The organism is Mesobacillus sp., from assembly GCF_057785455.1.
Window position 1 is genome coordinate 1 of sequence record NZ_JBYNSB010000046.1, and the last position, 25,743, is coordinate 25,743.

The 25,743-nt window shown below is 41.3% G+C and carries 27 protein-coding genes; 16 read left to right on the forward strand and 11 right to left on the reverse strand.

Annotated features, from left to right (window positions below):
- Positions 1-658 precede the first annotated feature (658 nt).
- The 3 genes from AC3EBE_RS18200 to AC3EBE_RS18210 are packed head-to-tail and all read left to right on the forward strand — an operon-like array spanning position 659 to position 2,789.
- On the forward strand, positions 659-1,384 hold the full coding sequence (locus AC3EBE_RS18200) for an SDR family NAD(P)-dependent oxidoreductase (RefSeq protein ID WP_488596450.1): 726 nt from the start codon (positions 659-661) through the stop codon (positions 1,382-1,384).
- Positions 1,381-2,436 carry an S-adenosylmethionine:tRNA ribosyltransferase-isomerase gene (locus AC3EBE_RS18205; RefSeq protein WP_488596451.1) on the forward strand — a complete coding sequence of 352 codons (1,056 nt, stop codon included), beginning with the start codon at positions 1,381-1,383 and terminating at the stop codon, positions 2,434-2,436. The genes AC3EBE_RS18200 and AC3EBE_RS18205 overlap by 4 nt, the downstream gene beginning before the upstream one ends.
- The gene (locus AC3EBE_RS18210; protein WP_488596452.1) at positions 2,433-2,789 is read left to right on the forward strand and encodes a VOC family protein; all 357 of its coding nucleotides are present in this window, start codon (positions 2,433-2,435) and stop codon (positions 2,787-2,789) included. Before AC3EBE_RS18205 ends, AC3EBE_RS18210 begins: the two co-directional genes overlap by 4 nt.
- A gap of 83 nt (positions 2,790-2,872) precedes the next feature.
- Here AC3EBE_RS18210 and AC3EBE_RS18215 read toward each other — a convergent pair whose 3' ends face one another.
- Positions 2,873-3,349 carry a DUF2062 domain-containing protein gene (locus AC3EBE_RS18215; protein WP_488596453.1) on the reverse strand — a complete coding sequence of 159 codons (477 nt, stop codon included), beginning with the start codon at positions 3,347-3,349 and terminating at the stop codon, positions 2,873-2,875.
- Between the two features lie 264 nt (positions 3,350-3,613).
- On the opposite strand from AC3EBE_RS18215, the gene pssA reads away from it, so the two are divergent.
- Positions 3,614-4,309 carry a CDP-diacylglycerol--serine O-phosphatidyltransferase gene (gene pssA, locus AC3EBE_RS18220; RefSeq protein WP_488596454.1) on the forward strand — a complete coding sequence of 232 codons (696 nt, stop codon included), beginning with the start codon at positions 3,614-3,616 and terminating at the stop codon, positions 4,307-4,309.
- A gap of 56 nt (positions 4,310-4,365) precedes the next feature.
- On the opposite strand, the gene AC3EBE_RS18225 is transcribed toward pssA, so the two are convergent.
- Positions 4,366-4,560: a CsbD family protein gene (locus AC3EBE_RS18225; protein ID WP_488596455.1), complete on the reverse strand. Its 195-nt coding sequence runs from the start codon at positions 4,558-4,560 to the stop codon at positions 4,366-4,368.
- A gap of 108 nt (positions 4,561-4,668) precedes the next feature.
- On the opposite strand from AC3EBE_RS18225, the gene AC3EBE_RS18230 reads away from it, so the two are divergent.
- The 3 genes from AC3EBE_RS18230 (at position 4,669) to AC3EBE_RS18240 (ending at position 7,746) form a co-directional block, all read left to right on the forward strand.
- A complete protein-coding gene (locus AC3EBE_RS18230; RefSeq protein WP_488596456.1) occupies positions 4,669-5,457 on the forward strand; it encodes a nucleotidyltransferase domain-containing protein in 789 nt (262 codons plus the stop codon).
- Between the two features lie 258 nt (positions 5,458-5,715).
- On the forward strand, positions 5,716-6,762 hold the full coding sequence (locus tag AC3EBE_RS18235; protein WP_488596457.1) for an ATP synthase beta subunit C-terminal domain-containing protein: 1,047 nt from the start codon (positions 5,716-5,718) through the stop codon (positions 6,760-6,762).
- Between the two features lie 126 nt (positions 6,763-6,888).
- On the forward strand, positions 6,889-7,746 hold the full coding sequence (locus tag AC3EBE_RS18240; protein WP_488596458.1) for a hypothetical protein: 858 nt from the start codon (positions 6,889-6,891) through the stop codon (positions 7,744-7,746).
- Between the two features lie 45 nt (positions 7,747-7,791).
- Here the strand turns inward: AC3EBE_RS18240 and AC3EBE_RS18245 are convergent, their stop codons facing one another.
- Both AC3EBE_RS18245 and AC3EBE_RS18250 read right to left on the reverse strand, forming a co-directional pair.
- Positions 7,792-8,280, reverse strand: a complete 489-nt coding sequence (locus AC3EBE_RS18245; protein ID WP_488596459.1) for a hypothetical protein — start codon at positions 8,278-8,280, stop codon at positions 7,792-7,794.
- Positions 8,273-9,814 carry a GGDEF domain-containing protein gene (locus tag AC3EBE_RS18250; protein ID WP_488596460.1) on the reverse strand — a complete coding sequence of 514 codons (1,542 nt, stop codon included), beginning with the start codon at positions 9,812-9,814 and terminating at the stop codon, positions 8,273-8,275. The genes AC3EBE_RS18245 and AC3EBE_RS18250 overlap by 8 nt, the downstream gene beginning before the upstream one ends.
- A gap of 157 nt (positions 9,815-9,971) precedes the next feature.
- On the opposite strand from AC3EBE_RS18250, the gene AC3EBE_RS18255 reads away from it, so the two are divergent.
- Positions 9,972-10,973: a DUF3231 family protein gene (locus AC3EBE_RS18255; protein ID WP_488596461.1), complete on the forward strand. Its 1,002-nt coding sequence runs from the start codon at positions 9,972-9,974 to the stop codon at positions 10,971-10,973.
- 149 nt (positions 10,974-11,122) lie between these two features.
- On the opposite strand, the gene AC3EBE_RS18260 is transcribed toward AC3EBE_RS18255, so the two are convergent.
- Together AC3EBE_RS18260 and AC3EBE_RS18265 are read right to left on the reverse strand one after the other, a co-directional pair.
- The gene (locus AC3EBE_RS18260; protein ID WP_488596462.1) at positions 11,123-11,491 is read right to left on the reverse strand and encodes a hypothetical protein; all 369 of its coding nucleotides are present in this window, start codon (positions 11,489-11,491) and stop codon (positions 11,123-11,125) included.
- Positions 11,492-11,545: 54 nt separating this feature from the next.
- On the reverse strand, positions 11,546-12,610 hold the full coding sequence (locus AC3EBE_RS18265; RefSeq protein WP_488596463.1) for an AbrB family transcriptional regulator: 1,065 nt from the start codon (positions 12,608-12,610) through the stop codon (positions 11,546-11,548).
- 516 nt (positions 12,611-13,126) lie between these two features.
- Here AC3EBE_RS18265 and AC3EBE_RS18270 point away from each other — a divergent pair.
- From AC3EBE_RS18270 to AC3EBE_RS18295, 6 genes are read left to right on the forward strand one after another with little or no spacing between them, the layout of a single operon-like run.
- Positions 13,127-13,744, forward strand: a complete 618-nt coding sequence (locus tag AC3EBE_RS18270; RefSeq protein ID WP_488596464.1) for a pyridoxamine 5'-phosphate oxidase family protein — start codon at positions 13,127-13,129, stop codon at positions 13,742-13,744.
- A gap of 12 nt (positions 13,745-13,756) precedes the next feature.
- Positions 13,757-14,176: a metallothiol transferase FosB gene (gene fosB, locus AC3EBE_RS18275; protein WP_488596465.1), complete on the forward strand. Its 420-nt coding sequence runs from the start codon at positions 13,757-13,759 to the stop codon at positions 14,174-14,176.
- Between the two features lie 14 nt (positions 14,177-14,190).
- Positions 14,191-15,045, forward strand: a complete 855-nt coding sequence (locus AC3EBE_RS18280) for an alpha/beta fold hydrolase (protein ID WP_488596466.1) — start codon at positions 14,191-14,193, stop codon at positions 15,043-15,045.
- On the forward strand, positions 15,042-15,629 hold the full coding sequence (locus AC3EBE_RS18285; protein ID WP_488596467.1) for a nucleotidyltransferase family protein: 588 nt from the start codon (positions 15,042-15,044) through the stop codon (positions 15,627-15,629). The genes AC3EBE_RS18280 and AC3EBE_RS18285 overlap by 4 nt, the downstream gene beginning before the upstream one ends.
- A 6-nt stretch (positions 15,630-15,635) precedes the next feature.
- On the forward strand, positions 15,636-16,589 hold the full coding sequence (locus AC3EBE_RS18290) for an LCP family glycopolymer transferase (protein WP_488596468.1): 954 nt from the start codon (positions 15,636-15,638) through the stop codon (positions 16,587-16,589).
- A 15-nt stretch (positions 16,590-16,604) separates the two neighbouring features.
- Complete coding sequence (locus tag AC3EBE_RS18295; RefSeq protein ID WP_488596469.1) at positions 16,605-17,342, forward strand: Type 1 glutamine amidotransferase-like domain-containing protein; 738 nt, start codon at positions 16,605-16,607, stop codon at positions 17,340-17,342.
- A 31-nt stretch (positions 17,343-17,373) separates the two neighbouring features.
- Here AC3EBE_RS18295 and AC3EBE_RS18300 read toward each other — a convergent pair whose 3' ends face one another.
- Together AC3EBE_RS18300 and AC3EBE_RS18305 are read right to left on the reverse strand one after the other, a co-directional pair.
- A complete protein-coding gene (locus AC3EBE_RS18300; RefSeq protein WP_488596470.1) occupies positions 17,374-18,267 on the reverse strand; it encodes a glycerophosphodiester phosphodiesterase in 894 nt (297 codons plus the stop codon).
- A 136-nt stretch (positions 18,268-18,403) separates the two neighbouring features.
- On the reverse strand, positions 18,404-19,717 hold the full coding sequence (locus AC3EBE_RS18305) for a MerR family transcriptional regulator (protein WP_488596471.1): 1,314 nt from the start codon (positions 19,715-19,717) through the stop codon (positions 18,404-18,406).
- A gap of 374 nt (positions 19,718-20,091) precedes the next feature.
- Here AC3EBE_RS18305 and aspA point away from each other — a divergent pair, with 374 nt between their 5' ends.
- On the forward strand, positions 20,092-21,516 hold the full coding sequence (gene aspA, locus AC3EBE_RS18310) for an aspartate ammonia-lyase (RefSeq protein WP_488596472.1): 1,425 nt from the start codon (positions 20,092-20,094) through the stop codon (positions 21,514-21,516).
- A gap of 104 nt (positions 21,517-21,620) precedes the next feature.
- Here aspA and AC3EBE_RS18315 read toward each other — a convergent pair whose 3' ends face one another.
- Both AC3EBE_RS18315 and AC3EBE_RS18320 read right to left on the reverse strand, forming a co-directional pair.
- Positions 21,621-22,877, reverse strand: coding sequence for an MFS transporter (locus AC3EBE_RS18315; RefSeq protein ID WP_488596473.1), 1,257 nt, complete (start codon positions 22,875-22,877; stop codon positions 21,621-21,623).
- 13 nt (positions 22,878-22,890) lie between these two features.
- Positions 22,891-23,490, reverse strand: a complete 600-nt coding sequence (locus AC3EBE_RS18320; RefSeq protein WP_488596474.1) for a PadR family transcriptional regulator — start codon at positions 23,488-23,490, stop codon at positions 22,891-22,893.
- A gap of 188 nt (positions 23,491-23,678) precedes the next feature.
- Between AC3EBE_RS18320 and AC3EBE_RS18325 the strand changes: the two genes are divergently transcribed.
- Positions 23,679-24,515, forward strand: a complete 837-nt coding sequence (locus AC3EBE_RS18325; protein ID WP_488596475.1) for a formate/nitrite transporter family protein — start codon at positions 23,679-23,681, stop codon at positions 24,513-24,515.
- Positions 24,516-24,826: 311 nt separating this feature from the next.
- Here the strand turns inward: AC3EBE_RS18325 and AC3EBE_RS18330 are convergent, their stop codons facing one another.
- On the reverse strand, positions 24,827-25,615 hold the full coding sequence (locus AC3EBE_RS18330) for an HAD family hydrolase (RefSeq protein WP_488596476.1): 789 nt from the start codon (positions 25,613-25,615) through the stop codon (positions 24,827-24,829).
- Positions 25,616-25,743 lie beyond the last annotated feature (128 nt).

A 25,743-nucleotide genomic window follows, 5' to 3' on the forward strand; every position in this document is an offset into this window, starting at 1 on the left:
GTTGATTTTCGTTCCAGGCGCTTCGCTTTCCTCTGAAGAATTATGAAAAAGCCCAAATGCCGGCTTTTTCAAGAGCGAATTCTTCTTGGGGCGTGCGCTGAGCCTCCTCGTCGCTTTGCTCCTGCGGGGTCTCACCTGCCCGCTTCTTCCCGAAGGAATCTGCGCGCCTGGAACGAAGAGCAACAGGGTTTAAAAATCAAATTCGGCATTAACAATGCGAATCTTTTAATGTCCAAAATCTATCAGACTTTCTAAAAGACATGCATACGTTCAAATCCTTGTGTAATGTCCTTTAGAACGTGCCTATGAGACATTCAACCACTCAAACTTAGCTGGATTGTCCTTTAGAAACTCCCTATGAGACGTTCAACCTCTCAATCCCTGTTGGAATGTCCTACAGAACCGCATATGAGACATTCATCCATTAAAATCCAGCTTGAATGTCTTTTAAACCTGGTCAAACAGCCACAGAAAAGTCCCTGAAGCGCATCAGCCAGCGTACAAAGCTAAGCAAGCCTGCAACGAAGGCCATAAATAAATTTTACTGAAAACATTAGACTAAAGTCGCAGAAAAAATCAAGCTAACTGATGAGGAAGCAAATTGAGCAAAATCCTATGATGGAAATAAGAAGAAGAAACACATAGGAGCTGATGTAAAATGTTGAAAAATAAAGTTGTTATGATTACTGGAGCCACTCAAGGACTCGGACGGGCATTGACTCTGGCATTTGCAAAGGAAGGCTCAAAACTGGCAATTTGCGCAAGAAGACAGAAGGAATTGGAAGAAGTAAAGCAAGAGGCAGAAGCATGCGGTGGAGAAGTTTTCGCAATACCTGCAGATGTGTCAATTCCAAATGAAGTTGAGAAATTTGTTGCCTTGACTGAAAAGGCATATGGCAGGATTGATGTGCTGATTAATAATGCTTCCATACTCGGCCCAAGTCCTATGCCGCTTCTCCTGGATTATCCTGAAGAGGACTTTGCCGAAGTCATCCGGGTTAACAGTATAAGTCCATTTATGGTTGCACGCAGGGTGCTGCCGATTATGCTCAAACAAAATGAAGGTCATGTGATTAACGTTACATCGGAAGCTGGTAACGTTGGTTATGCAGGCTGGGGTGCATATGGAATTTCCAAGTTTGCAGTAGAAGGGCTAACGGAGACTTGGGCAGATGAACTCATCGGGACCAATGTGAGAATAAATATGATTGACCCGGGGGAAATGGACACTGAAATGCATGCTCTGGCAGTCCCTGATTGTGATTATGAACTTGCAGATCCAAAAGAAGTGGCACAGGTTTTTGTGTACCTGGCATCTGATGCCGGGAAAGAGATTCATGGCCAAAGGATCCTTGCTCAGGACTTCAAAAAGGGGGAGAGATGATGCGTTCAAAGTATGCTCAAGAATCGTATGACTTCTTTCTTCCTTCAAAACTCAACGCGTCTGTACCTCCTGAAAGGCGGGGGATTCGCCGGGACCAGGTCAAAATGATGGTACTGAGCAAAAAAGACGGCGAAATTAAACATGCTCAATTTAATCAACTATATGATTATCTAAACCCAGGTGATATGTTAGTTTTGAACAGCAGCAGGACAATCCCTGGAGTAATCAAGGGGGATTGGAAAAGAAATGGGAAGCTATTGAAGGAAAAAATCGAAATTCGGCTCGCCAGAAAGAAAAATAGTTCTGCATGGGAAACTCTGATCCTTGCTGAAGGAGTTAAAGCAGGAGATGAATTCACTTTTTCAGAAAAACTACAAGGGAAAGTAATCGGTGAGGTATTTAAATCTCCCTTGAAAATCATTCATTTCACGTTGAGGAATCTGGATTTGATGGAGGCTATTTATACAATTGGTCAACCTGTCCGTTATGAATATATAGATCATCCCTGGACTCTGGATTACTATCAGACTGTTTTTGCCAGTGAGCCGGGATCGATAGAGATGCCTTCTGCTGGCCGGGCATTCAGTTGGGAGCTTTTGTTCAAGTTGTTGGATAAAGGAGTCAAGCTGGGCTACATTCAGCTTCATACAGGCTTAAGCTATTTACTGGATGACGAATACAGCCATTCACCAGAGGACAATCACGAGGAATATGTTATCCCAGAAGAATGCATGAAAAACATCCTGGAAACAAAAGGAGCAGGTGGCAAGATCATCGCGGTAGGAACCACGGTTGTTCGTGCACTCGAGGCGGCGGCGGCCAGTTCATGTTTGAAAGGCTGGACAAATTTATATGTGAATTCAGCATATGATTTACAGCTAGCTGATGGAATAATTACCGGCTTCCACGAACCAAAAGCAAGCCATCTTGACATGCTGACGGCTTTTATTCCCGAAGAAAAACTGTTCACAGCTTATGACGAAGCAATCAAAAAGGAGTATTTATGGCATGAATTCGGGGATATGAATTTAACATTTAAAGGAGACTTATGATGCGAATTCACCATTTTGCGATTGAAGTAAGAGAAATAAACCGATCAATGGCCTTTTATGAAAAAATAATAGGATTTACTGAACACCTAAAACTCAACTCCAATGGCGAAGATATCATTTTCCTGGAGCTGGAAGGTTTTAAGCTTGAGTTGATCGAGAATAAGCTTGCCAAGGCAGCCGATTATATTCACTTATGCTTTGAAGTGGGGAATCTGAATGACCTGGTCAACAAGCTGGAAGAGTACTCCCTGAAACCAGAAGAAGGTCCCTTCCAGCTGGAAAATGGATGGAAGAATGCTTTTTATCGGGGACCGGATTGTGAACAGATCGAATTTCTTCAAACAAAGGTATAAGCAGTATAAAAATGACCAATTGACAGTGCAAAGAGGCAATTTTGAACAAAAAAGGGATGGAAATCTTTAAATTTCCAATCCCTTTATTTTTTTATGTTCCATTTTTTTATAGCGGTTAGAAAGCTTAGACGATATTTTTGTATTAGGGTAAAAATCAAAAAGTAAACGATGAAGCCGAAAAGAATTATATTTATGACCATACCCAGGAAAAATGCTGCACCTACATGCATTCCTGTATCCAATAAGGCACCATGGTGAGGCATACCTGCCGCGCCAGGGAAAAGACCATAAGGAAAAAGACTCTCACCAACGATAACATTTAAGTAGAATAGGAATGGAAATAACCAAATCAAGGACACTCCGCCGATGAACCCTGCTACCGTATTGCCTTTCAATAGCTTGGCGAAAGCAGTTGATATTAATGGACCTATTCCAAATGTGGGAACGAAATGCACCAGGAATCCTATAGTGAAGCCTAGAGAGATATTGTGGGCATTTCCTTTTATTCTAAATAGTCTTATAAGGAGAAATTTTGCATGTCGTAATTGTTTTTTGATCATAATTCACCAGCCCAAAAATAGTATACAATTTGATTAATCAGATTAATAGTACTTTTTTTAACCATATTTTTACTGAGCACTAATCATTCTTCCTTATCAGATAAAAATTTTTTATTCAAAATGGGAGGTATAAGATATAATGGGGTGTAATCATCTATTATTTTCGGCGTTATTTTCATTATATAAACATGTTTAAAGATCTGCTTGGGTAAAAGAATAGGAAGAGAGAAGCAGGAATACCTTTTTGGAGAGTGATGACAACAGATGCGGTTTACAAAGATGATCCCGAATATGTTCACGCTTGGAAATCTATATTGCGGATTTCTATCAATCGGATTCGCGGCCAATGGACAGTTTAACAATGCGGCGATCCTGATTCTAATTGGAATGATGCTGGACAGTATGGATGGCAGGCTTGCGAGGATGCTGAAGGCAGACAGCCAGCTAGGAAAAGAACTGGACTCCCTGGCTGATATTGTTACATTTGGTGTAGCGCCTTCTTTTTTAGTTTATTATACATACTTCCATCAATTCGGCATTTTAGGTACATTGGTAGCAGGTTTGTTCCCGCTATTCGGTGCATACCGATTAGCAAGGTTCAATATCAGTACTGACAAATCCTCTTTGAATTATTTTATCGGCGTACCGATTACAGCAGCTGGCGGTATCCTGGCAATACTTACACTATTCGGCCATTTGATACCCAATATCGTGACCACTGTTGTTTTTACTGCATTAGGATTCCTGATGGTCAGCAGAATCAGGATTCCAAGCTTCAAGGAAGTGCCGCTTCCTAAATACGGAACGATCGTAACTGTATTTCTAGGTTCCTTACTGTTTGTCATTTGGAAGGGTACCTACGGACAATTCCCATATTTAATCTATATTGCAACACCTCTTTATATTGCTTATTTGGCATATCGTTTTGTCAAAGGGAAAAATAAAAACAATATCGATTAAACATCAAAAAGCCTTTGCACTCCGCAAAGGCTTTTTGATGTTTAAATATATTTATGTCAATCTCTTGAGACATTATTGAAAGCGCGAGAGACGTCTTCTTTCACATCTCCTGCAGTTTCTCTTAGCTTTCCTTTTCCTTTATCGAAGCGGCCTTCCGCTTCCATAGATTCATTATCTGTCAGTTTCCCAAATTGTTTCTTGGCTTCACCTTTTAACTGGTCAAATGCACCTTTGGTCTGGTCGTTATTCATATTATGGCCTCCTTAAATGTTTATATCTTTTTTTACCACGGATAATATAAGGACAAACACTTGTTACTATATTGGATTAATTTCACATTAGTGCAGAGGAGGGAATGAATGAAGAATCATATAGAAGAAGTATTGCAAAGGATTGAGGATGATTTCCAGGTAAAAATCCTTTATGCGTGTGATAGCGGAAGCCGGGCGTTGGGAGTTGCGTCCCTTGAAAGTGATTATGATATCCGTTTTATCTATGTCCACAGACTGGAATGGTATTTATCGATTGATAAAGGAGAGGATGTCATCGAAGTCTCTAAGCGCAACAAGCTATCCCTTCAAGTGCATCCTCTCTTGGATGTCAGCGGGTGGGAGCTGTCAAAGGCGCTTAGACTTTTTCGCAAATCAAATCCCTCGATATTTGAATGGCTGCATTCAAACCAGGTTTACACCGAGGAACTTTCATTGGTCAAAAAACTAAAAGCATTGGAACAAAGGGTTTTAGCACCTAAACCTTTTATTATGCATTATGTAAACATCGCAAAAAGGAACTTTAATGATTCAGTGATTGAAGGTAAAAAGGTGAAAAACTATCTATATATATTCCGTTCCATTCTTGCAAGCAGGTGGATATTAAGAAATGGCTCGGCTCCACCTGCCGAATTATCCAATTTATTAAGTCTGCTGCCTAATGAAACTATAAAGAAGACCGTCTATGACATGGCAAGGATCAAACAGGCAGGGAGAGAGCAGTTCCCAGATGACTTAGGAGCATGTAATCAGTTTATTAGGGAAGAACTTGAAAGTCTTGAACTTGAGGGTAAAAAGCTGAAGGGAACCACCTCCGACTCAACTGAGCAATTAAACCAGTTATTCAGAAAAACACTTAAAGAAGCCTGGAAATCGTAAATCAAACAGAAGATAAAAAATATTGGACAACCATAATGCAAAAAGCCACCTGAAGACACTGTATTCAGGTGGTTTTTTTTCATTAGCTGCTCATTAAGCTGAAAATACTAATTATCCAATTAATCTTTTCGATTGGAGTTCTTTTCCCTTCTAAAAAGAAACTTCGCGCTATAAAGTAAAAAAATTACGTTTTAAAGTAATTTATTATTGCTTTATAAAGTAAAATCCTTTACTCTTTAAAGTAAGGAGGTGGTAAAAATGGAAAACCTTAGATTAAATGTCGATTTACTGAGAAAGAGAGTTCCCAATTTAACTACAGCAGCAAAATCGGTAGGCTTGAGACCTGCAACAGTCTCGAATTTATCAACTGGCAAAATACCTGTTGGGAGGGCAGAGGTACGGACTATCGTTGCACTGGCAGAGCTGGCAGGCTGTACTCTGGATGAGCTAATTTTAAAAGGGGAGAGAATCGAAATGATCGAAACCGGAATTAAAACACTTGATTTATTTGCTCCAATAGCAAAAGGCGGTACAGTTGGACTGGTGGCAAGACCCGGTATGGGGCAATTAGTTGTGCTGGCGGAGATGATATTCCGACTAAAAAGGGGAGGGTTTTTCATAATTTTAATCCAGCCAAAAGGGGAGCATCCTGAACTTAATGAGATTACGGGAGATGTTGATGTTTTAACTGAATCGGTTGAGGAGACAATTAAAGCAATGGCATCTGCGGGCAACACAAAGGATTTTATTGTAATTGCCGATCGCTCTCTTGTCTTAGCCGGAGAAATGTATACTTTGCAGGAACTCCTTATGGAGCAAGGTATCGATCAGGTTACAACCTTCCTTCTGGACTTAAAGGGTGAGGCAGTAGATGAGGATCTTCCTTATGGACCACTGGATACATTATGGCAATTCGATGCTGACCTCGCTGCAAGACACAAATATCCCGCAGTCAATCCAATCTATTCAACCTCATCAATCTTAGAGGGTTCCTACCTGGACCCCGTTCATCATAGTATTCAGCAAAGAGCGCGGAAGCTTCTGCGCAGGTACCGTGAGCTGCGTTCAGTTGTGATTGTTCATGGAATGGACCGTTTGCCTGCTTCAGAGCTACAAACCTATCAGATAGGCGAAAAACTTGAGGCATATTTGACCCAGCCCTTTTATGTAGCAGAAGCCTTTACAGGCCAAAAGGGCGTAGACGTATCGCTGCAGGAAACATTGAGTGACGTCAGAAAAATCCTTGATATCTCTCAAAATCACATTACTGCAGAAGAGCTGAATTTTATCGGCTCGATAAAATAATAACCAGCTAATGACAAAGCCCATTCGAATATGGGCTTTGTTTTTTGGGGTTCACGTATATTGACGTCTGATCCCGTGAAAATTAACAGGTAAATAGCTATCCTTAAGGTGGTGGAAGGGGTAAAAATGAAAATAAATAAACGGCATAAAAAAAATTCCATACCCTTCTTAATCCTTTTGCTTATCCATACTTTCATGCTAGGCTATACGTTTTATCGCAAGAAGGATCGCAAAAGATTATTTATTCTCCTTCTATCAGGAACGGGGTTTTGTTTCCTGTTTGAATACTTGGTACTCTCGCTTTTCAGCGCTTACCGGTACAAGCCGAAAATCTTCAAAAATAAAGAACTGGACAATTTACTCGGTGCTCTTCTCTCACAAGCAGTCTTTATTCCATTTACTGCTGTATTTTTGACAGCTTTCAAGCTGGGGTGGAAGGGCAAATTGTTTTTTGCCTTCTATTTCTCTGGAGTCGAGAAACTTTTCCTGAAACTAAAGGTCCACCAGAATAACTGGTGGAAGACCAGTTTTACGATAACTTTGCTGCCGTTGTTTTTTTTCATAAATGATTGGTGGTATAAACATTTAAAAGCAGGAACACCGATCGTCCAATTCGGCTCGTTATTTATGGGGATTATGGTGAACAGTTTGAATTTCCTGTACTCCAGGTCCATATTCAGGAACATTCGCTTTGGTTTGTGGCGCTGGAATGACTGGAAACATTATTTTAAAATTGCACCATTATACTCAATCATATTGTCATTCGCAACCGCAATTATTATAAAAAACAACAGCTTTGACAAAGGTTTCCTCAAAGCTGTTTCCATTGCAAAACTGCTGGATTATTCTTTATTCAAAACAAGATTTGGCAAACACCGTTTCCGCCAAATAACAGCCAGTAATTCGATACATATCATAATGATTTATTTGGCTGTCTATTTAAAAAAACTTATCTATATTGATATTTTGAAGGAAAAGGAATAAAAATAGACTAGAAGCCAGCGTGAAGAAATTGCTGGCTTTTAGTCCTTAATACCGTCCGACCTGTAGCTGTTTAAAGACTTCCTCTCGAACCTCATTCATTGTTTTAGGGTGAAGAAGCTTGCTGGCACTTATTTTAAGATAGGTTTGTTCATCGATATTTCCTTCTTGCAAAAGCTTATCAAGATGTGGGATCCAAAAGCTCCCGATTGGAAGGTAAGCAAGATGGAGTTTCTGCCCGTTGGTAATTAATGATATTTTTATCCCTTTAAGCAAAGGAAACAGAAAAGATGAATAATCATGTTCTATAATCAAATCCTCTTTTCCTGCCGCTTTTAAATAAGGGAGTGAAGTGGGCATGGAAATAAAATAAATCATTTGGTCATATGAATAATTCAGTTCAGAGACTGTAAACCCAAATTTTGTCGGGATTCTTTTTGTGAACAGTTTCATCGATAAGTTATAAAAAGGAACGCTAGTCAGGGAAGACGTTACCAGGAAGAAGAGGAATGCCGTAATCAAAGTCACTTCATTCAATGCTCAACAACTCCTTATATGAAATCACGGTATTCTTGCCTGCATTTTTAGCATAATAAAGTGCTTTGTCAGCAGCTTCAATTAGTTCATTTTTTGAAGTAATGGTCGGATGTTCCGTGCAGGCAGTACCAATACTCACAGTCAGCATGCCATTTGGCTGGGTTTCTTCACCAGGGAATTTGGTTCCTTCAACCATCTTCCGCATCTTCTCGGCGACTCCCACTGCATCCTCCAATGGAGTTTTAGGAAGAAGGACAACAAATTCCTCGCCTCCAAATCTGAAAGAAAAATCTCCAGGTCTTAAAGTCTTTGAAATTAATGTTCCAAGCTTCATCAAAACCTCATTTCCCAAAAGATGCCCATTACGGTCATTGAACACTTTGAAAAAGTCGATATCAAAGATAATAAGGGAAAGAGGTTCATGCAATTGTTTACTCACTGGAAAATGGTCGTCCAGGATTGTCTGGAACGCACGCTGATTCAGCAGGCCGGTTAAACCATCCTTTAAGGCCATTTGCTCGATTCGCTCGTAAAGCCTGGCATGGTCTAGTGCAATCGCAGCCTGATTTGCCAGCGGCAGGACGTTTTCCGTATCCATTAGCGTGATCTCTCTTCGATTTACGATATTATCAATCAGCAGAATGCCGATTTTTTTACCTTGATTCATGAGTGGGATAACAGCGAACTCCTCGGCCCGAAATAAATCACGCATCATAACCTGGGAAGTGTCCAGCTGATCTATTTGATGTACAATTATCGGTTTTTGGCTGTTCAGCGCTTTGCCGAAGACATTATTATCGTCATAGGGGATTTCCAGTGATTGCAGGATATCGTTCAGCTCAGGATCAGTGAAATTGCTGTCAAAGTTATGTTCGATTAAATCACGCAGCTTAAGCTTGTCCTCTGTGATTTTCTCCCACACTTCATATCCTTTTTGGACATCCATGGGGCCTACTCCGACGATGCCTTTCAATGATTTTGATTCACTTGTCAAAAGGAACACCATTGCACGATTAAAACCCAATCCATGGCCTGCGGTTACCGATGTTAATATCACTTTAAGCAGAAGATCCTGCTGCAGAGTCCGCTGCATGGTAGTACTTACCTCACGAAAAACCTGTAGGTGCTTCGATTGCTCAATCAGCATTTCTTGCCAATTATGATCATTATTCTTCTTTGCAGTCATATAGGAAGAAACGAACCCTGAACCTAAACCCAATGCAAGATAAGCCAATAAGCCAGGAATAATGGGACTGCCGGTATGATTAACGCTTAATGCAGCCGCAATACCAGCAGCCAGCAAGCCGCCTCTATGTTTGAAGGAATGACCTGCTGCACCGATGAAAAAAAGAAGCATCCACTGAATCTCTTCTGTGCTGACTAATCGAGCACTAAGCAAAACAACTAGTAAAGCAGCTGCAGTAAAAATCAATTTATTCAGAAAAGCGCTTACATGGAAACGCAATGAATTAGCCATCAATGCAATACCGATGGCAATGCTCAGTAATAATGAAAACTCTCCCAGTTTGCTCACTCCTAATCAGGAATCTTACATTTAATTTACTACTTTTCACCAAAAATTGATAGGACATTTTTACCAGATGATCTGGATAAACTCAGAGGAAAATTTATAAATAAATAACGGATTTATATGGAAAGATAATACTATAATTCTTTGTTGGGGTGTTTAAATGGAGGATAAAACCAAAATACGGCTGACAGCTGCCGAAATTTCAACCCTTTGGACACAGTATATCAATGATACTGTGTCAATGTGTGTACTGTCATACTTCCTGAACAACACTGATGATTCTAGTGTAAAGGAAATAATAGAATTGGGTCTCAAGTCATCAGAAAAAAACCTCACCCAATTAGGAGAACTCTTCGAGAGAGAAAAATTTCCTTTGCCAATTGGTTTTACACATGAAGATGTTAATAAAGATGCCCCTCGGCTATTTTCTGACACCTTTGTGATGATGTATTTACGGCATATGTCGCTGCTTGGGATGGCAGCGAACAGCGGGGCAATCGGACTGGGAACAAGGCCCGATGTGATCGCTTTCCATAAAAGTGTTTTGCAATCTGCCATGGACCTGCAGGACCAGACTCGCCAATTAATGCTGAATCAAGGGACATATATAAGGCCGCCTTTTATTTCTATACCAGATAAAGCCGACTTCGTTGAGAAACAGAGATTTCTATCTGGTTTGACCGGGAGGAAAAGGGCCCTGACGTCTGTCGAAATTACCCACCTGTTTCTGAACATACAGACTAATCAAATAGGCAAGGCGTTAATAATGGGGTTTCTTCAAGTCGCCCAGGACAAGGAAGTCAAAAACTATCTTCTGCGCGGAAAGAAAATTGCGCAAAAACATGTTGATTTATTCAGTGATATTTTAAAACATAATGATATCCCGGCCCCTATGTATTGGGATTCTGCTGTAACTGATACTAAGGAAAAGGTATTTTCAGACAAGCTTATCATGTTCCATGTTTCAGCAATGATAGCGGCAGGTATCGGAAATTATGGGGCGGCGATGTCAGCCAGCCCGCGGAAGGACGTGGGAGTGAAATATGCCTCGCTCATTCCTGAAATCGCCCTGTATGCAGAAGATGGAGCAAATATTATGATTAAGAACTCCTGGTTGGAAGAACCGCCTATGGCCGATGACCGGGATTTGCTGTCTACTTAGCAAAGCGCGGTGGCTTACAAACAGGGTCATAGCATCTCCTGGCGTAAGGGGAGCAACGGACAATCTTCTTAAGTAGATTAGAATATTACATCCTCCAGAGAAAAGAGCTTCTGCATTCAGCAGAAGCTCTTTTGAAAAGGTTTGATTCTTCAGGACTGGGCACCTGGAAGATCAGGAAATTTAATAGGCCTATCTAAGGAAAGCTGATCACGGTAAGATCGATATGAAACAACTGAATGATTATGGGTGCGTACGTCAAGCTGCAGGACTTTTTGATTATTCATCTCCATATAATACTCCATATCACCCTGCTTCAGCTCATAAAAAGATAAAGGAACACCAATGTACTGTTTCTTTTCTATCTTTGTATCTGGATGGCTGATGATAAAATCGGCAATTTGCTGAACAGAGGCAGAAGATGTGCCTGTCATGGAATAAAGAGTTTCTTTTGCATGACCGTAAGCCTGGTTCAAGGTAAGCTTCGCTTTATTAATAAGATTGCTGATTGATGGGTTCATCCTTATACCTCCATATCTTTGAGTAAAATATGTTAATTAATATACCCTCTAAATTTAGTCTGATTCCTTCTTTTGCCCAAAATCCCTCATAAAATACCTTTTTAGCATAGGAGGAATGACAAAATAAATAAAGAAAAGGCGAAATAACTGAAATCCAGTCACCATTGATAAATCCGCGTTTACTTCATGTGCTATGATCCCCATTTGATCCATTCCTCCAGGTGCCAGGCTAAGGAAACTTGTAACGGTTGACACCGATATTACGTCTTTAATATTGATGCTTACTGCAAAGGAAGAAAATACAAGGAGAAGGCCACTTATTAAAGCTAATGTAATCGTAATTGCTTTACGCTTTAATTTTTCAGGCTTCAGCAAAAGACCTATGTAACCGCCAATCATAAATTGGGATAAATCGAGAATTGCGGGAGGCAGGATTGGACCAGTTATGCCCATATTTACCAGGAAAGCTGTCCCAACGATTGGTCCTAAGAGAAACGGCGTTGGAAAGCGAAATCTTTTTCCCACAAACGCCATGATAACGGCAATAGAGGCAAACAACAGCACTGCTGGTACAGAAAAATCTCCTGCCTTGTCTGGCAAAAGACCAACTTCACCATGTTCAATATCCAGTACCGGACCAAAGATGATAAACGGGACAAAAAATACAATCATGATTAATCTCGATACCTGCATAAAAGTCACTGTAGTTATGTCGATTGTCTTCATTTCCTCAGCGAAAATGATCATCTGTGACAAGCCGCCAGGAATACTTCCTGTCAGGACTGTTGGGTAATCAGCACCTGAAATTTTTGAAACAGCAAAAGCAATAATGGCGGCAAAAGCGATCAGCAAAATCGTTAGAATCATCATCATCGGCAAGTTCCTGACTATATTTATAATTGCTTCTCTTGTAAAGGACAGTCCGATGGAATATCCCACAATAATCAAGGCAGCATCCCGGAAGTAGGGCGGCCAGAAAAATTGGTTATTAAATCTAGATGCAATCAATAAAGCTGCCATTGGCCCAAGAAGCCAGTGGATTGGTACTGAAAATAGTGAAAATAACAGGCCTCCGCTAAATGCAGTTAATAATGCGTATATAAATGGCAAATTCAACATTTTCCTAATCTGCACCTTCCGGTTGAAATTGAATATAGAAAAGCCAAATCTCTTATCCATATTGTGGTAATATTATCATATCATTTCCTGAGGAAAAATATTTGCATGCAGAAGTAAGGGCCTTTTTTAAATCTTGGCTCTGTTAGAGCATCATGTTGTTTTTTAACACCTGTTGATTGTAGTGGAAGGCGCGCAGATTCCTCCGAAACTGCTACCGCATTTCCATCGTGCGTGGGCAACTTCGAAGAAGCCAATCAAAGTCCTGCGGGCGAAGCTGGACAGATGAGACCTAGGTAGAAATGAACCGAAAGAAGGTTCATTTTACCCCGCAGGAGCAAAGAGACGAGGAGGCTCAGCGCCAGCCCCAAGAAGAATTTGTTCTTGAAAAAGCCGGCAGTTGGGCTTTTTCATAATTCTTCAGCGGAAAGCGAAGCGCCTGGAACGAAAATCAACAGCCTTGTTTAACAGAGGCTAAATCTTAAAAACATTTTATTGCTATTTTAGGAGTTGATCCATGTGAATCATAAAATTACTAGTTTTAAAGAATTAAGAGAATTATTCGGTGAACCAAGTGAGCTTGCCAAAAAGAAAGTGATCACATACATAGATGAGCATTGCCGCCATTACCTGGCACTTTCTCCTTTTTTGATTTTATCGACCGCCAACGCTTCCGGCAATACTGATGCTTCTCCCAGAGGGGATGCCCCAGGTTTTGTACTCGTACTGGATGAAAAGCGAATTGTCATTCCAGAACGGCCGGGAAACAAGCGTATGGATTCATTAAGTAATATATTATCTAACCCAAATGTAGGATTGCTTTTCTTAATACCAGGAATGGCTGAGACACTTCGGGTCAACGGGAAGGCTGCATTGACACGTGATCCAGTACTGCTGGAAAGGATGGCTGCTGGAGGGAAGGAACCGCTACTCGGCATTGAAGTGACGGTTGAGGAATGCTTTATACAATGCGGCAAGGCATTGCTGCGTTCCGCACTGTGGAAGCCCGAGGAATGGCATGATAAACACACTCTTCCTAAAGGTGCGGAGATTTTAGCATCGCACTCAAAACTTTCTTTACCACCTGAAGCTATTGAAGCAAGGCTTCAGGATGGCTATAAAAATCGCCTTTACTAGGAGTATTTCGAAATGAAAGTAAAAAATTTAAATCATCTATTATTTTCAGTTTCAAATCTATCGGAGTCCATCCAATTTTACGAGAATATATTTGGTGCAAAACTTCTGTTAAGCGGGAAGACTACTGCATATTTTGATCTCAATGGATTGTGGATTGCCCTTAATGAGGAAAAAGGCATCCCAAGAAATGACATCCATCACTCATATACCCACATTGCTTTTACAATTGAAGAAAGTGAGTATGAGCAAATGCTGGTAAAGCTGAAGGACTTGAATGTGAATCTCCTTTCTGGTCGGGAAAGAGATTCACGGGATAAAAAATCAATTTATTTTACCGATCCTGACGGACATAAATTCGAATTTCACACTGGAACACTTGAAGAACGACTCCAATACTACAAAGAAACAAAGCCTCACATTAAATTTAATTAGAAGCTGGTGCTGCAATGGCAAAATGGAAACAACACATCATTAAAACCTCCCGAGGGGATTTTGAGATTTTCACAAAAGGGAGCGGGAAGCCACTTTGTGTCACTCATCATTATTCAGAGTTCAACCAATCAGGTGACTACTTTGCGGAGGCATTTACACAGCGAAATAAAGTCATTCTAATAAATTTGAGGGAAGCAGGGAAGTCAGCAAAGGCTGTGGAAGGCTATCAGCTAAGTTTGATAGAGGCGGTCTTTGACCTCGAAAGCATACGAGAGGCACTCGGCTATAAGTCATGGATTTTTGCGGGTCATTCGACGGGCGGCATGATCGGCATTTTATATGGAATAAGATATCCTGAATACATTGAAAAACTGATTGTTGTTGGTTCAGCGGCAAGGGAATATTCCTCGTCTTCGGATTGTATCTATAATAAAGGTCATCGTGATTTCGAACTAATGCAATCTTTGATTGAACAGCTGAAAGAACCAGCAATATCTATTACTAAGAGAACAGAAATCTCAAGAAAAAGGACGATGCTGTCTCTGCATAGACCAGAAATGTATGATCAATATTTCAATCAGAACATAAATAAAAAAATGTCTGCTAAACGGATGAACTTTTTCGCAAGGGAAGTATTAATTTTTGATATTACCAGGCAGCTCCCTAGGATTAAGGCAAAGACTCTTATCATGTGCGGCAGGCACGATGTGCAATGCCCGGTTAGTTTTTCATTTGAAATGAACAGGCTGATTCCTGATAGCAAACTCCATATTTTTGAAAATAGCAATCATTATCCTTTTTTAGAAGAAAAGGAACTATTCAAGGAAATGACCAAGGCTTTCCTTGAAGACAAGGAGAAAATTTCATGATATTGAACTCAGAAAACGATGTCCTGCGCCTGATTGCCGAGGACAAATGGATGATGGATATCCTTGTCAGCGCCAGATCGCTAGGGCTGCATGACTGGTGTGTATGTGCCGGCTTTGTCCGGTCGAAGATCTGGGATACTATCCACGAGTATGAACGAAGGTCGGAGCTTTCTGATATTGATGTCGTCTATTTTAATAAAGAATCAGCTGATGAAAGCATGGAAAAAGCATTGGAAGATCATTTAGGCTGCATTCATCCAGGGTTGCCCTGGTCAGTAAAGAACCAGGCACGCATGCATGAAATAAACTGTATCCCACCGTATTTATCGACGGAGGATGCTCTTTCAAAATTTCCAGAAACGGCCACCGCCATTGGCGTGACTATGGAGGAAGACGGCAGCCTTCGGTTGATCGCGCCACATGGGATACAAGATGCAGTGGGAATGAAAATACGGCCAACACCTTTTTTCCTGGAATCTAATAGACTGATGAGGATATATGACAGCAGACTTGCATCAAAGAGCTGGCAGTCTAAATGGCCACGCGTCACTGTGGAACTACAAGGAGACTCTAAATGGAGATGACGGCATATGGAACGGACAAAAAAGAATAAGCGAAAGCGCAGGTTTAAAATATTTGGTGCACTGGCAGTCCTGATTGCCGCAGCAGCCGGATTATATACATACTCTGTCTATAAATCAGTAACCGAAACTGTAGAAACGATGCATCAGCCATTAGATCGCGAGAAATCTGAAAAAAGAGCAGAAGAACTTTCTTTTGATAACAAAGAGCCATTCTCTGTGCTTCTCCTCGGTGTTGATGAACGGGCGGACGATGGCGGAAGATCCGATACCATGATTGTGCTGACAGTCAATCCCAATAAGAATTCAGTTGAAATGGTAAGTATCCCGCGGGATACTCGTACAAAAATAGCCGGAATGGATAAAGTGACGAAAATTAACCACGCCTTTGCTTATGGCGGGCCCGAGATGGCGGTAGCCACAGTTGAAGAGTTCCTGGATATCCCAATCGATTATTTTATTAAGGTGAATATGGAGAGCTTTAAAGGCATTGTGGATGCACTTGGCGGCATAACCTTATTCAATGATTTGGAATTCGCCTATGCCGGCAGCCAGTTTCCGATGGGAGAGATCACACTGGATGGCGAGGAAGCCCTTAAGTTCATCCGTATGCGATACGAAGATAAAAGAGGGGATTACGGAAGGCAAATCCGCCAGCGCGAGGTAATCAAGGCGATTATCGATAAAGGCGCCAGCTTCTCTTCACTTGCAAAATATGAATCTATTCTTCAAGTGTTAGGAGAAAACATTAAGACTAACCTTACTTTTAGTGAAATGGCGGATATCCAGAAAAATTATAAAGAGGCAAGAAAACAAATCCATCAAAACCAAATAAACGGGGAAGAGCAAAGAATTTATGACGAAGAATTCGGAAAGAAATTATCATTCATTGTTGTTCCGGAAGAGGAGCAGCAAAGACTGCAAACATTGCTGAAAAAGCATTTAGAAATAGAAGGATTATAGAAAGAGGGAGAAAATATGGGGATAATAGTTGCAATCAGAGGCGGAGAAATTGCAGAACTCGAAACTCTTGGAATTGACAGGGAAATAGTCAAGCTGACCGGAAAAAGCCAGCCTGCTGCGCTGTTTATCCCGACCGCAAGCGGTGATCCACAAGGTTATATTGATACATTCCGCGAAATTTATGGCGGATTAGGATGTAAGACTGATGCCTTAACCTTGATAGATGGTTCCTTAACAGATGAGCAGATCAGAACTAAAATACTCGAATCTGATCTCGTTTATGTGGGTGGAGGAGATACTGCAAAGATGCTGGAAATCTGGAAGGCAAAAAAAGTTGATGAATATCTAAAGGAAGCTTATCAAAAAGGAATTGTCCTGTCAGGTTTAAGTGCCGGCTCGATTTGCTGGTTCAGGTACGGCCACAGTGACTCATACACATACAGGACTGGAGTACAGCAGGATTATTTTAAAATTGAAGGATTGGGCCTGGCAGAAGGTATACATTGCCCGCACTACACTGAAGAAGGGCGGGAGCATGACTTCGAAATAATGGTTGCTGAATCTGAGGATATTGGCATTGCAGCGGATGATAATTGTGCCATTGAATTTAACGGCAGCCGCTACAGGATATTGAAGTCCCATCCAGCAGCTAAAGCTTATAAAATTTATAGGCGTGAAAAAGAAATCGTTAAAGAGGAATTAACTAATACTGACAGCTATAAACCAATCTCCCGTTTATACGAAAAGAAATAGCCATAAAATAAAAGCTGCCAGCCGGCAGCTTTTATTTTGCTCGTCTCATGTCTATGACTTTATTCAGCCTGTCAGGATAGTTGGTGAACATTCCCGAAACTCCCCAATCCATTAGCATTTCCATGTCCGCACTCTCATTGACTGTATATGGATAAATCAAGAGGCCTGAGTCTTTGACCTTTTTGACATATCCAGGACTGATGGCGGTAAAGTGCATACCTATGCCAACTGCATAGCTTTTTATCTTGGCTATTTCCTTGTCAGTAATCACTGCTGGAGCATAGTAGGAAAGCAGCTGGATAAGAGGAATCGAATCATCAATCTCATGTATTTTTTTAAGGCTCTCCGGACTGAAGGATTGGATCAGTACCTTTCCCGGGGGCACATTATCGCCAATTAGATTATACTCAATCAGCAGTTCCAATAGTTTTTCTTCCATACCCGGATAAATTTCAGGTGATTTTGTCTCAATATAAAATCTCGAATATCGACCATATCGTTCAAAAATTTCCCGGAGGGCAGGCACCTGCTGGCCTAGGTATTCAGGCTTTGCCTTCTCTGGATATGCTTCGTTAAACCATGACCCTGCATCATATTTTTTAATTTGTTTCAGAGTGAAATCCCTCACCAGTCCTTCTCCCGTTGTGGTCCGGCCGAGAGATTCATCATGCATCGCCAGTAACTCGCCATCTTTTGTCATTTGGAGATCAAGCTCAATATAATCGGCGGCCATCATTTCAGCTAGCTCATATGCAGGGAATGTGTGTTCAGGAGCATGTCCCGAAGCGCCGCGGTGCGATATATTGATTGGTTTGAAAGGGCCAAATTGATGGTAGCTTGATGCATCAGCTGGTTCTGCTGAAAACACAAGAAAGTGAATAGCAGCAGCCAGTATAAATGACATTTTGGGATAAATACGCAGCATCTCTGCATTCTCCTCTCTTAGTAAAAACTCAAGAAGTAATGTAAGGGAGACCTTAAGAGTCCGAGAACTTTATCTGGGTGTCAATATTATTAGCTACTTTTATCTTAATATGTCTGTGACTGATGGATAATCTTTATCATTTCCAAACCTTCCACCAATTTCGTTTATCCTGTTTCGAAGCGGCGGCCTCACGGAAGCTTTCTACCATGTCCTTGAACATTTCATCACGCTGCCTGATCTCGCTCCTGAACTCCTCACGTTCACTCTTAAGGGTCCTCACTAAGAAGTCGCGTTCCTGGGTAATGACTTGATTCAAATTTGACAGCTCTTGATTGGTAGCTTCTCTGCTGTTTGAGACATAGTCAGCAAGGATTTTAAATTCTTCTGATACCGTTTCAGTTGTTTCATTCAGAACTTCAGCCAAAACATTGATTTCCTTATTGGTACCAGAAGAAAGCTTCTCCACTGATTTTGCCAGGCTGACTATTTTCTCCTCTGTGCCCTTTGTTGTTTTGGTCAAATTGCTTGCCAGGGATGCAATCTTTTCGGAAGTACCTTTTGAAACATTCGCAATGCTGCCAGAAAGAACATTTATCTTTTCGGAAGTACCCTTCGAAATCTTCGCAACGTTATCTGCCAGCTTTGAGAGTTTATCGGTCGTCCCTTTAGTTGTCTTTTGGATGCTGTCAGAAAGATGCACCAATTTCTCTTCAGTTCCCTCAGAAGACATGGCTACCTTTTGTGAAAGCTCGCCAATCATCTTTGTGGTACTATGAGATACTTTGGCAAGATTGATGTTAAGTTCGGAAGTACCCTTTGAAACGTTCGAAAGCTCTTGAGAAATGCTCCCAAGCTTTTTCGTACTTGCTTCTGAAGAATGGCTAATGGCACTTGAAAGCTCATTGATCTGTTCGTTCGTTTTTTCTCCTGATTTATAGATTGAATCCGACAGTGTCTTGACAGTGGTAAATGTACCTTTTGATATCTCTTTTTTCACTTCTTCCAGAACCTCTTTACGGATCCCATTCCGGATTTCTGCCTTGACTTCGGATATTAAAGTTAGCTTATATTCCTCCATTGCTGCCATGAAGGTATCGTATTGATTCCCCTCAATATTCTGGTTCGGTACAGCGGGAAAATTGCTGTCAAGCTGAAGTGTCATAGGATCAGAAAAGTCATCCATCTCAGTCCCCGGACTTGATTGCATATGCATTTGCAGCAAATCACGTATCATTTCCTTGCTTAGGTTTTTATCGCGCATTTGCTTAACTTTCAGCAATAATTCAATTTCCATATCCGTATAAAATCTCGCGCCTTGTTTTGTCCGCGGTATGATGAGCAGCCCGGAGAGATCTTTTTCCCATTGCCTGATGGTCCCGGAAGGAACATTAATTTTTTTGGACACCTCTTTAATCGTGTATGCCTTCATGAATTGAGTGTCAGTCATCATGCACATTCCTTTCTGTAAAAAAGTTTTATAAATTTGTGTAATGATAAAATTCAGCAAAGCTATTCCTGTTTTCCTGCATGGTGACAAAAGCTATCAAAAGTAGTGTTAATTCTTCATAACCGGCTGAATTTAAACACACTTCGAGTTAAACGATGAGGATTGTTCCTATTTTTTGCCGCTAGGATTTTTTATCCTGAAGATATTATTGATTTATCGTGATGATTTGGGCCATTTGATTTACAATATAAAAGGAATGTCTGTGGGATGAGGGGGAAGGTTTAACATTTTTTGCAAAGGTGTCGAAACCTGTATGCAAATACAACTTCTAAACTATATACATTGTGAAATGGTTATTCCAAATGGAGGTAAATAAAATGTCAGAAGTGAAAGTACGCATTGAAAAAGATTTTTTAGGAACCAAGGAAGTTTTGGCAGATGCTTACTACGGAATCCAAACATTAAGGGCTGTCGAAAATTTCCCTATCACGGGATACAGAATACATAGTGAATTGATTAAAGCGATGGCCATTGTCAAGAAAGCTGCAGCACTGGCTAATATGGAAACAGGAAGATTGTATGGAGGTCTTGGTGAAGTTATTGTCAAAGCAGCTGACGAAATCATTGAAGGCAAGTGGCATGATCAATTTATCGTCGATCCTATCCAGGGTGGGGCAGGCACATCGATCAATATGAACACGAATGAAGTAATTGCAAACCGGGCATTAGAACTGCTTGGTGAAAAGAAGGGCGATTATTTTACTTTAAGTCCTAACTCTCACGTGAACATGGCTCAATCGACGAATGATGCGTTCCCAACCGCCATTCATATTTCTGTTCTGGCGCTTCTTGATAAATTGCTTGATACTATGCAAATCATGCGAGAAGTATTTTCCCAGAAGGCCCGCGAATTTGATTCAGTCATCAAGATGGGGCGCACACATCTGCAGGATGCTGTTCCAATCCGACTAGGCCAGGAGTTTGAGGCATATACACGAGTCATCCAGAGGGACATCGAAAGGATTGGACATACACGAGGACATCTGTATGAAGTTAATATGGGGGCAACAGCTGTTGGTACTGGGTTGAATGCCAACCCGAAATATATAAAAAATGTAGTCCGCCATTTGGCTGAAATCAGCGGCTATCCATTGACAAATGCGGACCACCTTGTCGATGCAACGCAGAATACTGATGCCTATACTACAGTTTCTGCAGCATTAAAGGTCTGCATGATGAATATGTCAAAAATCGCTAATGACTTGCGACTTATGGCTTCCGGGCCCCGAGTAGGCTTCAATGAGATCTTCCTGCCTTCACGGCAGCCAGGTTCATCGATCATGCCAGGAAAGGTGAACCCTGTTATGCCGGAGGTCATTAACCAGGTCGCATTCCAGGTAATCGGCAATGACCACACCATCTGCCTTGCATCTGAAGCCGGTCAGCTCGAGCTAAATGTAATGGAGCCTGTACTAGTCTTCAATCTGATTCAATCAATCAGCATAATGAACAATGGTTTCAAAGTATTTACTGACCACTGCCTTGTGGGCATCGAGGCCAATACTGAGAAATTACAGAAGGATGTAGAAAGAAGCGTTGGCATCATTACAGCCGTCAACCCGCATCTTGGGTACGAAGCAGTATCCAGGATTGCAAGGGAAGCCATCCTCACCGGCAAATCCGTCCGCGAACTTTGCCTTGCATATGATGTATTGACAGAAGAAGAACTTGATCTGATTCTGAACCCATACGAAATGACCAATCCGGGAATAGCCGGGGAAGAACTCTTAAACAAAGATTAATAACCATTTTCACATATAAAAGCATAAAACCACTTTACCACATTAAAGCGCCGGGGGTCAGACCCCCGGCGCTTTAATGTGGTAAAGTGCACTGCATTTTTCGGTTATCCGCTTACGTTTTTCACTGCAGTTTGCGGTGTTCCTTCCTTTAAACGTAAAGTTAATGCAAGTGAACCAAGAATGAAGGTTGCAATCCCAGCTCCGATCAGTACAACCGAAACACCAGCCAGCCTGGCAAGGAATGCTCCCGCTGCCGGGGCAACCAACATGGAAAATGTCTGCAGAGACATTGCAGCCGCTGATACTCTGCCCATGATTTCCTTTGGAGTCTCAGACTGAAGCACATATCCATATGGAACTCCTTCCGCTGAGGCTAGAATCCCTAGGAGGAATGCTCCTGCCATCCATCCCAGCTTGGGCAATTCAAAGATTCCTTTAGCTCCGAGACCAATTGTAAGAATGAGAATCCCGCTGAGCAAAGATGCAATAGCCATCAAATGAATCGGCTTCAATTTCCATTGCGTCCATTTCCCCAGCATAAGAGCGCCTACTACACTGCCAAAGCCAACCGAGCTGATCAGCCAGCCGAATTCTCCCTGGCTAAAACCTAATTGCTGGGCGATAAAAACAAACAGGCCATCATACAGGAAGATGATAAAGAAGGCAATAGAAGAAAGGATAATGGCGGCTTTTAATATACTTGCTGAAAAAATATGGCGAATCCCTTCAGAAAACTCCTTCATATAAGACACTTTTTTTACAGCAGTTACATCCTCTACTTTCATGGAAGTCTCCATTTTAGGGAATGACATTAAAAATAATATTGCGATCATAAAGCCTGCTGCCTCAAAAATAAACGGGCTTTTGACTCCGAATACAGCTATCAAGCCACCACCCAGTGCGGGACCGACAATTTTCATCGTATTGACAGAAAGCTGGCTCAGAGTAACAGCTTCCGGTAAATCTTCCTCTTTCACTGTAAATCTTATTGCACTTTGTCTTGCCGGGTCATACAAAGCAGCAACAGTTGCTTTCAGGAAGATAAACACCAGCAGGACATAGAGGTTCGGGGAAAAATACAAACCTGCGACAAACAGGATCCGAAGCAAAAGGCAGGCTATCATCAAAGATTTCTTGGGCAGCCTGTCGATAAAAACACTCGCTAGCGGGCCAATGATGACCCATGGAAGTCCAAGCATTATGATTACAGAAGCAATTGCTGCTTCTCCAAGCCCCCAATGATATGCCACAATGACCTGGATCGCGACAAAATCAAGCCAATTTCCAAGATCTGAAAATACCTGTGCCCCAAACAGCGAGCGGTATGCCTTGTTGTTCAAGGGTTTAAACATTCCCGACATCCTAATCTTCCTCCTACACTGATTTCAGCGCTTTATTTCTTCTTTCAAGCTGTTTTTCCTCCAGTCCCGCTGGATCCTGGCCAATGGGCAGAGTATCTTGTTCAATTGCAGATATAGCCTCATCAAGCCAAAGAAGCTCAGCTTCAAGTTTCAGTTCAGCGTACCTGATTGCAAGCATACCAACGCTATTGATAAAGGATGTTTTGTTTTCCTTCCACTTATTTATATAGCTTAAGAGTTCTTTTGATTCGGTCATTCGTATTTTTAAATGTCCTGATAAAGTAGAAAGATCCATTTCTTTATGCCAGGCAGCCATTTTCATGAATAATTCATCCCTAATGGAAGGTGGTGCGGGCGTTTGGGCAAGCCAATTCTCAAGCTCCAGCCAGCCTTTTCCGGTCAATTCATAAAGTTTCCTCCTGCGTCCTTCACTATCAGTTTCAACTGTTTCAATAAAACCATCTTTTTCAAGTTTATTTAATTTTGGATAAAGGCTTCCATAGCTTAAACCCCAATAAAGTCCGGCAGCCTTATGTTCGAATTCATTTTTGATGTCATACCCTGAGCTTGGGCGGAAGCTGAGGACAGCCAGAATGGAATGTTCAATCGACAACTCCAATTCCTCCTTTACTTAATATATATCAAGTTGATATATCAATATGATATATATGATAGAAAAAAATGTCAAAACTATTCGTTCACTTATACATAATTAGTTTTTAAATTGGACAAAGGGGAATTATGCGATTAAGGGGTACTATATCGACAAGCTATATAAACAACAAGACAGGAGGAATTGAAGTGGCTTTTCGAAAACCACAGGAAATTGCCCAGTACGCCATTGAAGCGGGTACCACAAAAGCATCATTGCCAGTAAAAAATATGCTGGTGCTTGGATTTTTAGGAGGAGCTTTCATTGCACTAGGATACTTGCTTGATATCAGGGTCATTGCCAATCTCCCGCATGAATGGGGAACGTTTGGAACCTTTCTTGGTGCAGCCGTTTTTCCCTTGGGCTTAATACTGATCCTGCTGGCAGGAGGAGAATTGCTTACAGGGAATATGACAGCAATTTCAATCGCCAGCCTTGCCAAGAAAGTAACAGTAAAGAAACTGCTTAATAATTGGTTTTGGATTACGATAAGCAATTTTGTGGGAGCATTATTCGTAGCATATATTTTTGGACATGTCGTCGGACTTACAGAGACAGGACCTTACCTTGAAAAAACAGTAGCTGTGGCTGGCGCTAAACTGAATGATGGGTTCTGGGCAGCCTTTTTTTCTGGAATTGGCTGTAATTGGCTGGTTGGCCTGGCAGTTTGGCTTTCTTACGGAGCAAGTGATATGACAGGGAAGATTCTTGCCATATGGTTTCCGATCATGGGGTTCGTCGCGATTGGATTCCAGCACGTTGTAGCCAATATGTTCGTAATCCCGGCAGCAATTTTTGCAGGCCATTACAGCTGGGCGGATTATTTCACGAACTTTGTACCGGTATATCTTGGAAATGCTGTGGGCGGGGGAGTATTTGTAGCTTTGATGTATTGGATCAGCTATAAAGGATATCTAAAAAAAACTGCGGTACAGCCGGAAAATCAAATTTCTAAGGCGAATGAACGCAAAAGGGCTGCAAGATAATAAGAACAGCTCTGCGACTCGAGGGCTAGGCGCTGGAGCTGGACATTATTCTAAGTGGAAAATCACTTCCTAACTTGGTTTTATAAACAAGGCTCTGTTAATGCCGAGTGTTGATTTTTAAACCTGTTTCTCTTCGTTCCAGGCGCGAAGACTCCTTCGGGATGAAGCGGGCAGGTGAGACCCCGCAGGAGCAAATCGACGAGGAGGCTCAGCGCACGCCCCGAGGAAAGCGAAGCGCCTGGAACGAAAATCAACAGCCTAGTTTAACAGAGCTATAAACAAAAGGGAATCCCGGCTATCGGGATTCCCATTCATTTGATTAGACCAAGAGATTTTAAACCGTTATAGATTCCTGAGTCAGATACTTCTGTTGTTTTATGTTTCGCATAATTTAATAAATCCGGATGGGCATTTCCCATTGCAAAACCCTCTCCTACAGAAGAGAGCATTTCTTTATCATTCATCCCATCACCAAAAGCGATAGAACTTTCTATTGGAATCCCAAGGCGGTCAAGGAGGAACCTTATTCCTGCACCTTTATTGACTCTATCACGGATGACGTCATAACAGTGTTCCATACCTTCAACATTTACCTGGGACAGATGGATATCATGATTGAATTTATATAATTCATGCCCCGATTCTCCTGAAGTAATTATCGTCATTCCCAGTATATCGTTAATTACCTTTTCACTATAAAGCTCATTCTTCTTTAAATGGAAGTGTTTGACAAAATTCCGCGCGTTTTCAGAATCCATGCTAGTCAAATAGTTTCTATCAGCTGAATAAAGTACAGCTTCATGGCCATGTTCCTTTGCTGTTTCGATTATACTTCGTACAGCAGCTGCCTCCATTTGTTCTGCAAAAATCGTTTCTCCCTCATAAATTCCTAAAGCACCGTTATAACCGATAAACGAAGTGATAGCAAGTTCTTCTGCTATATCCGAAATTTCATGGATGGGCCTGCCGGTAGCAAGGACTACTTCGATATCCTGCTTTTTCATCTCCGAAATTGCCAGCCGGGTTGAATACTCGATCGTATCATCCGGCCTAAGAATCGTACCATCAATATCAAGAAATAATATTTTATAATTTGACATAATTAACTCCTTATCCATAATAACAGTCCTTTTTCTAGTTTCAGTGTTACATATTTGTGGGCGGGCAATCAACCATCTGACAGCAAGCAAGCTTGTTTATTCAGGCAATCAGAAGGGTAAGCTGATAA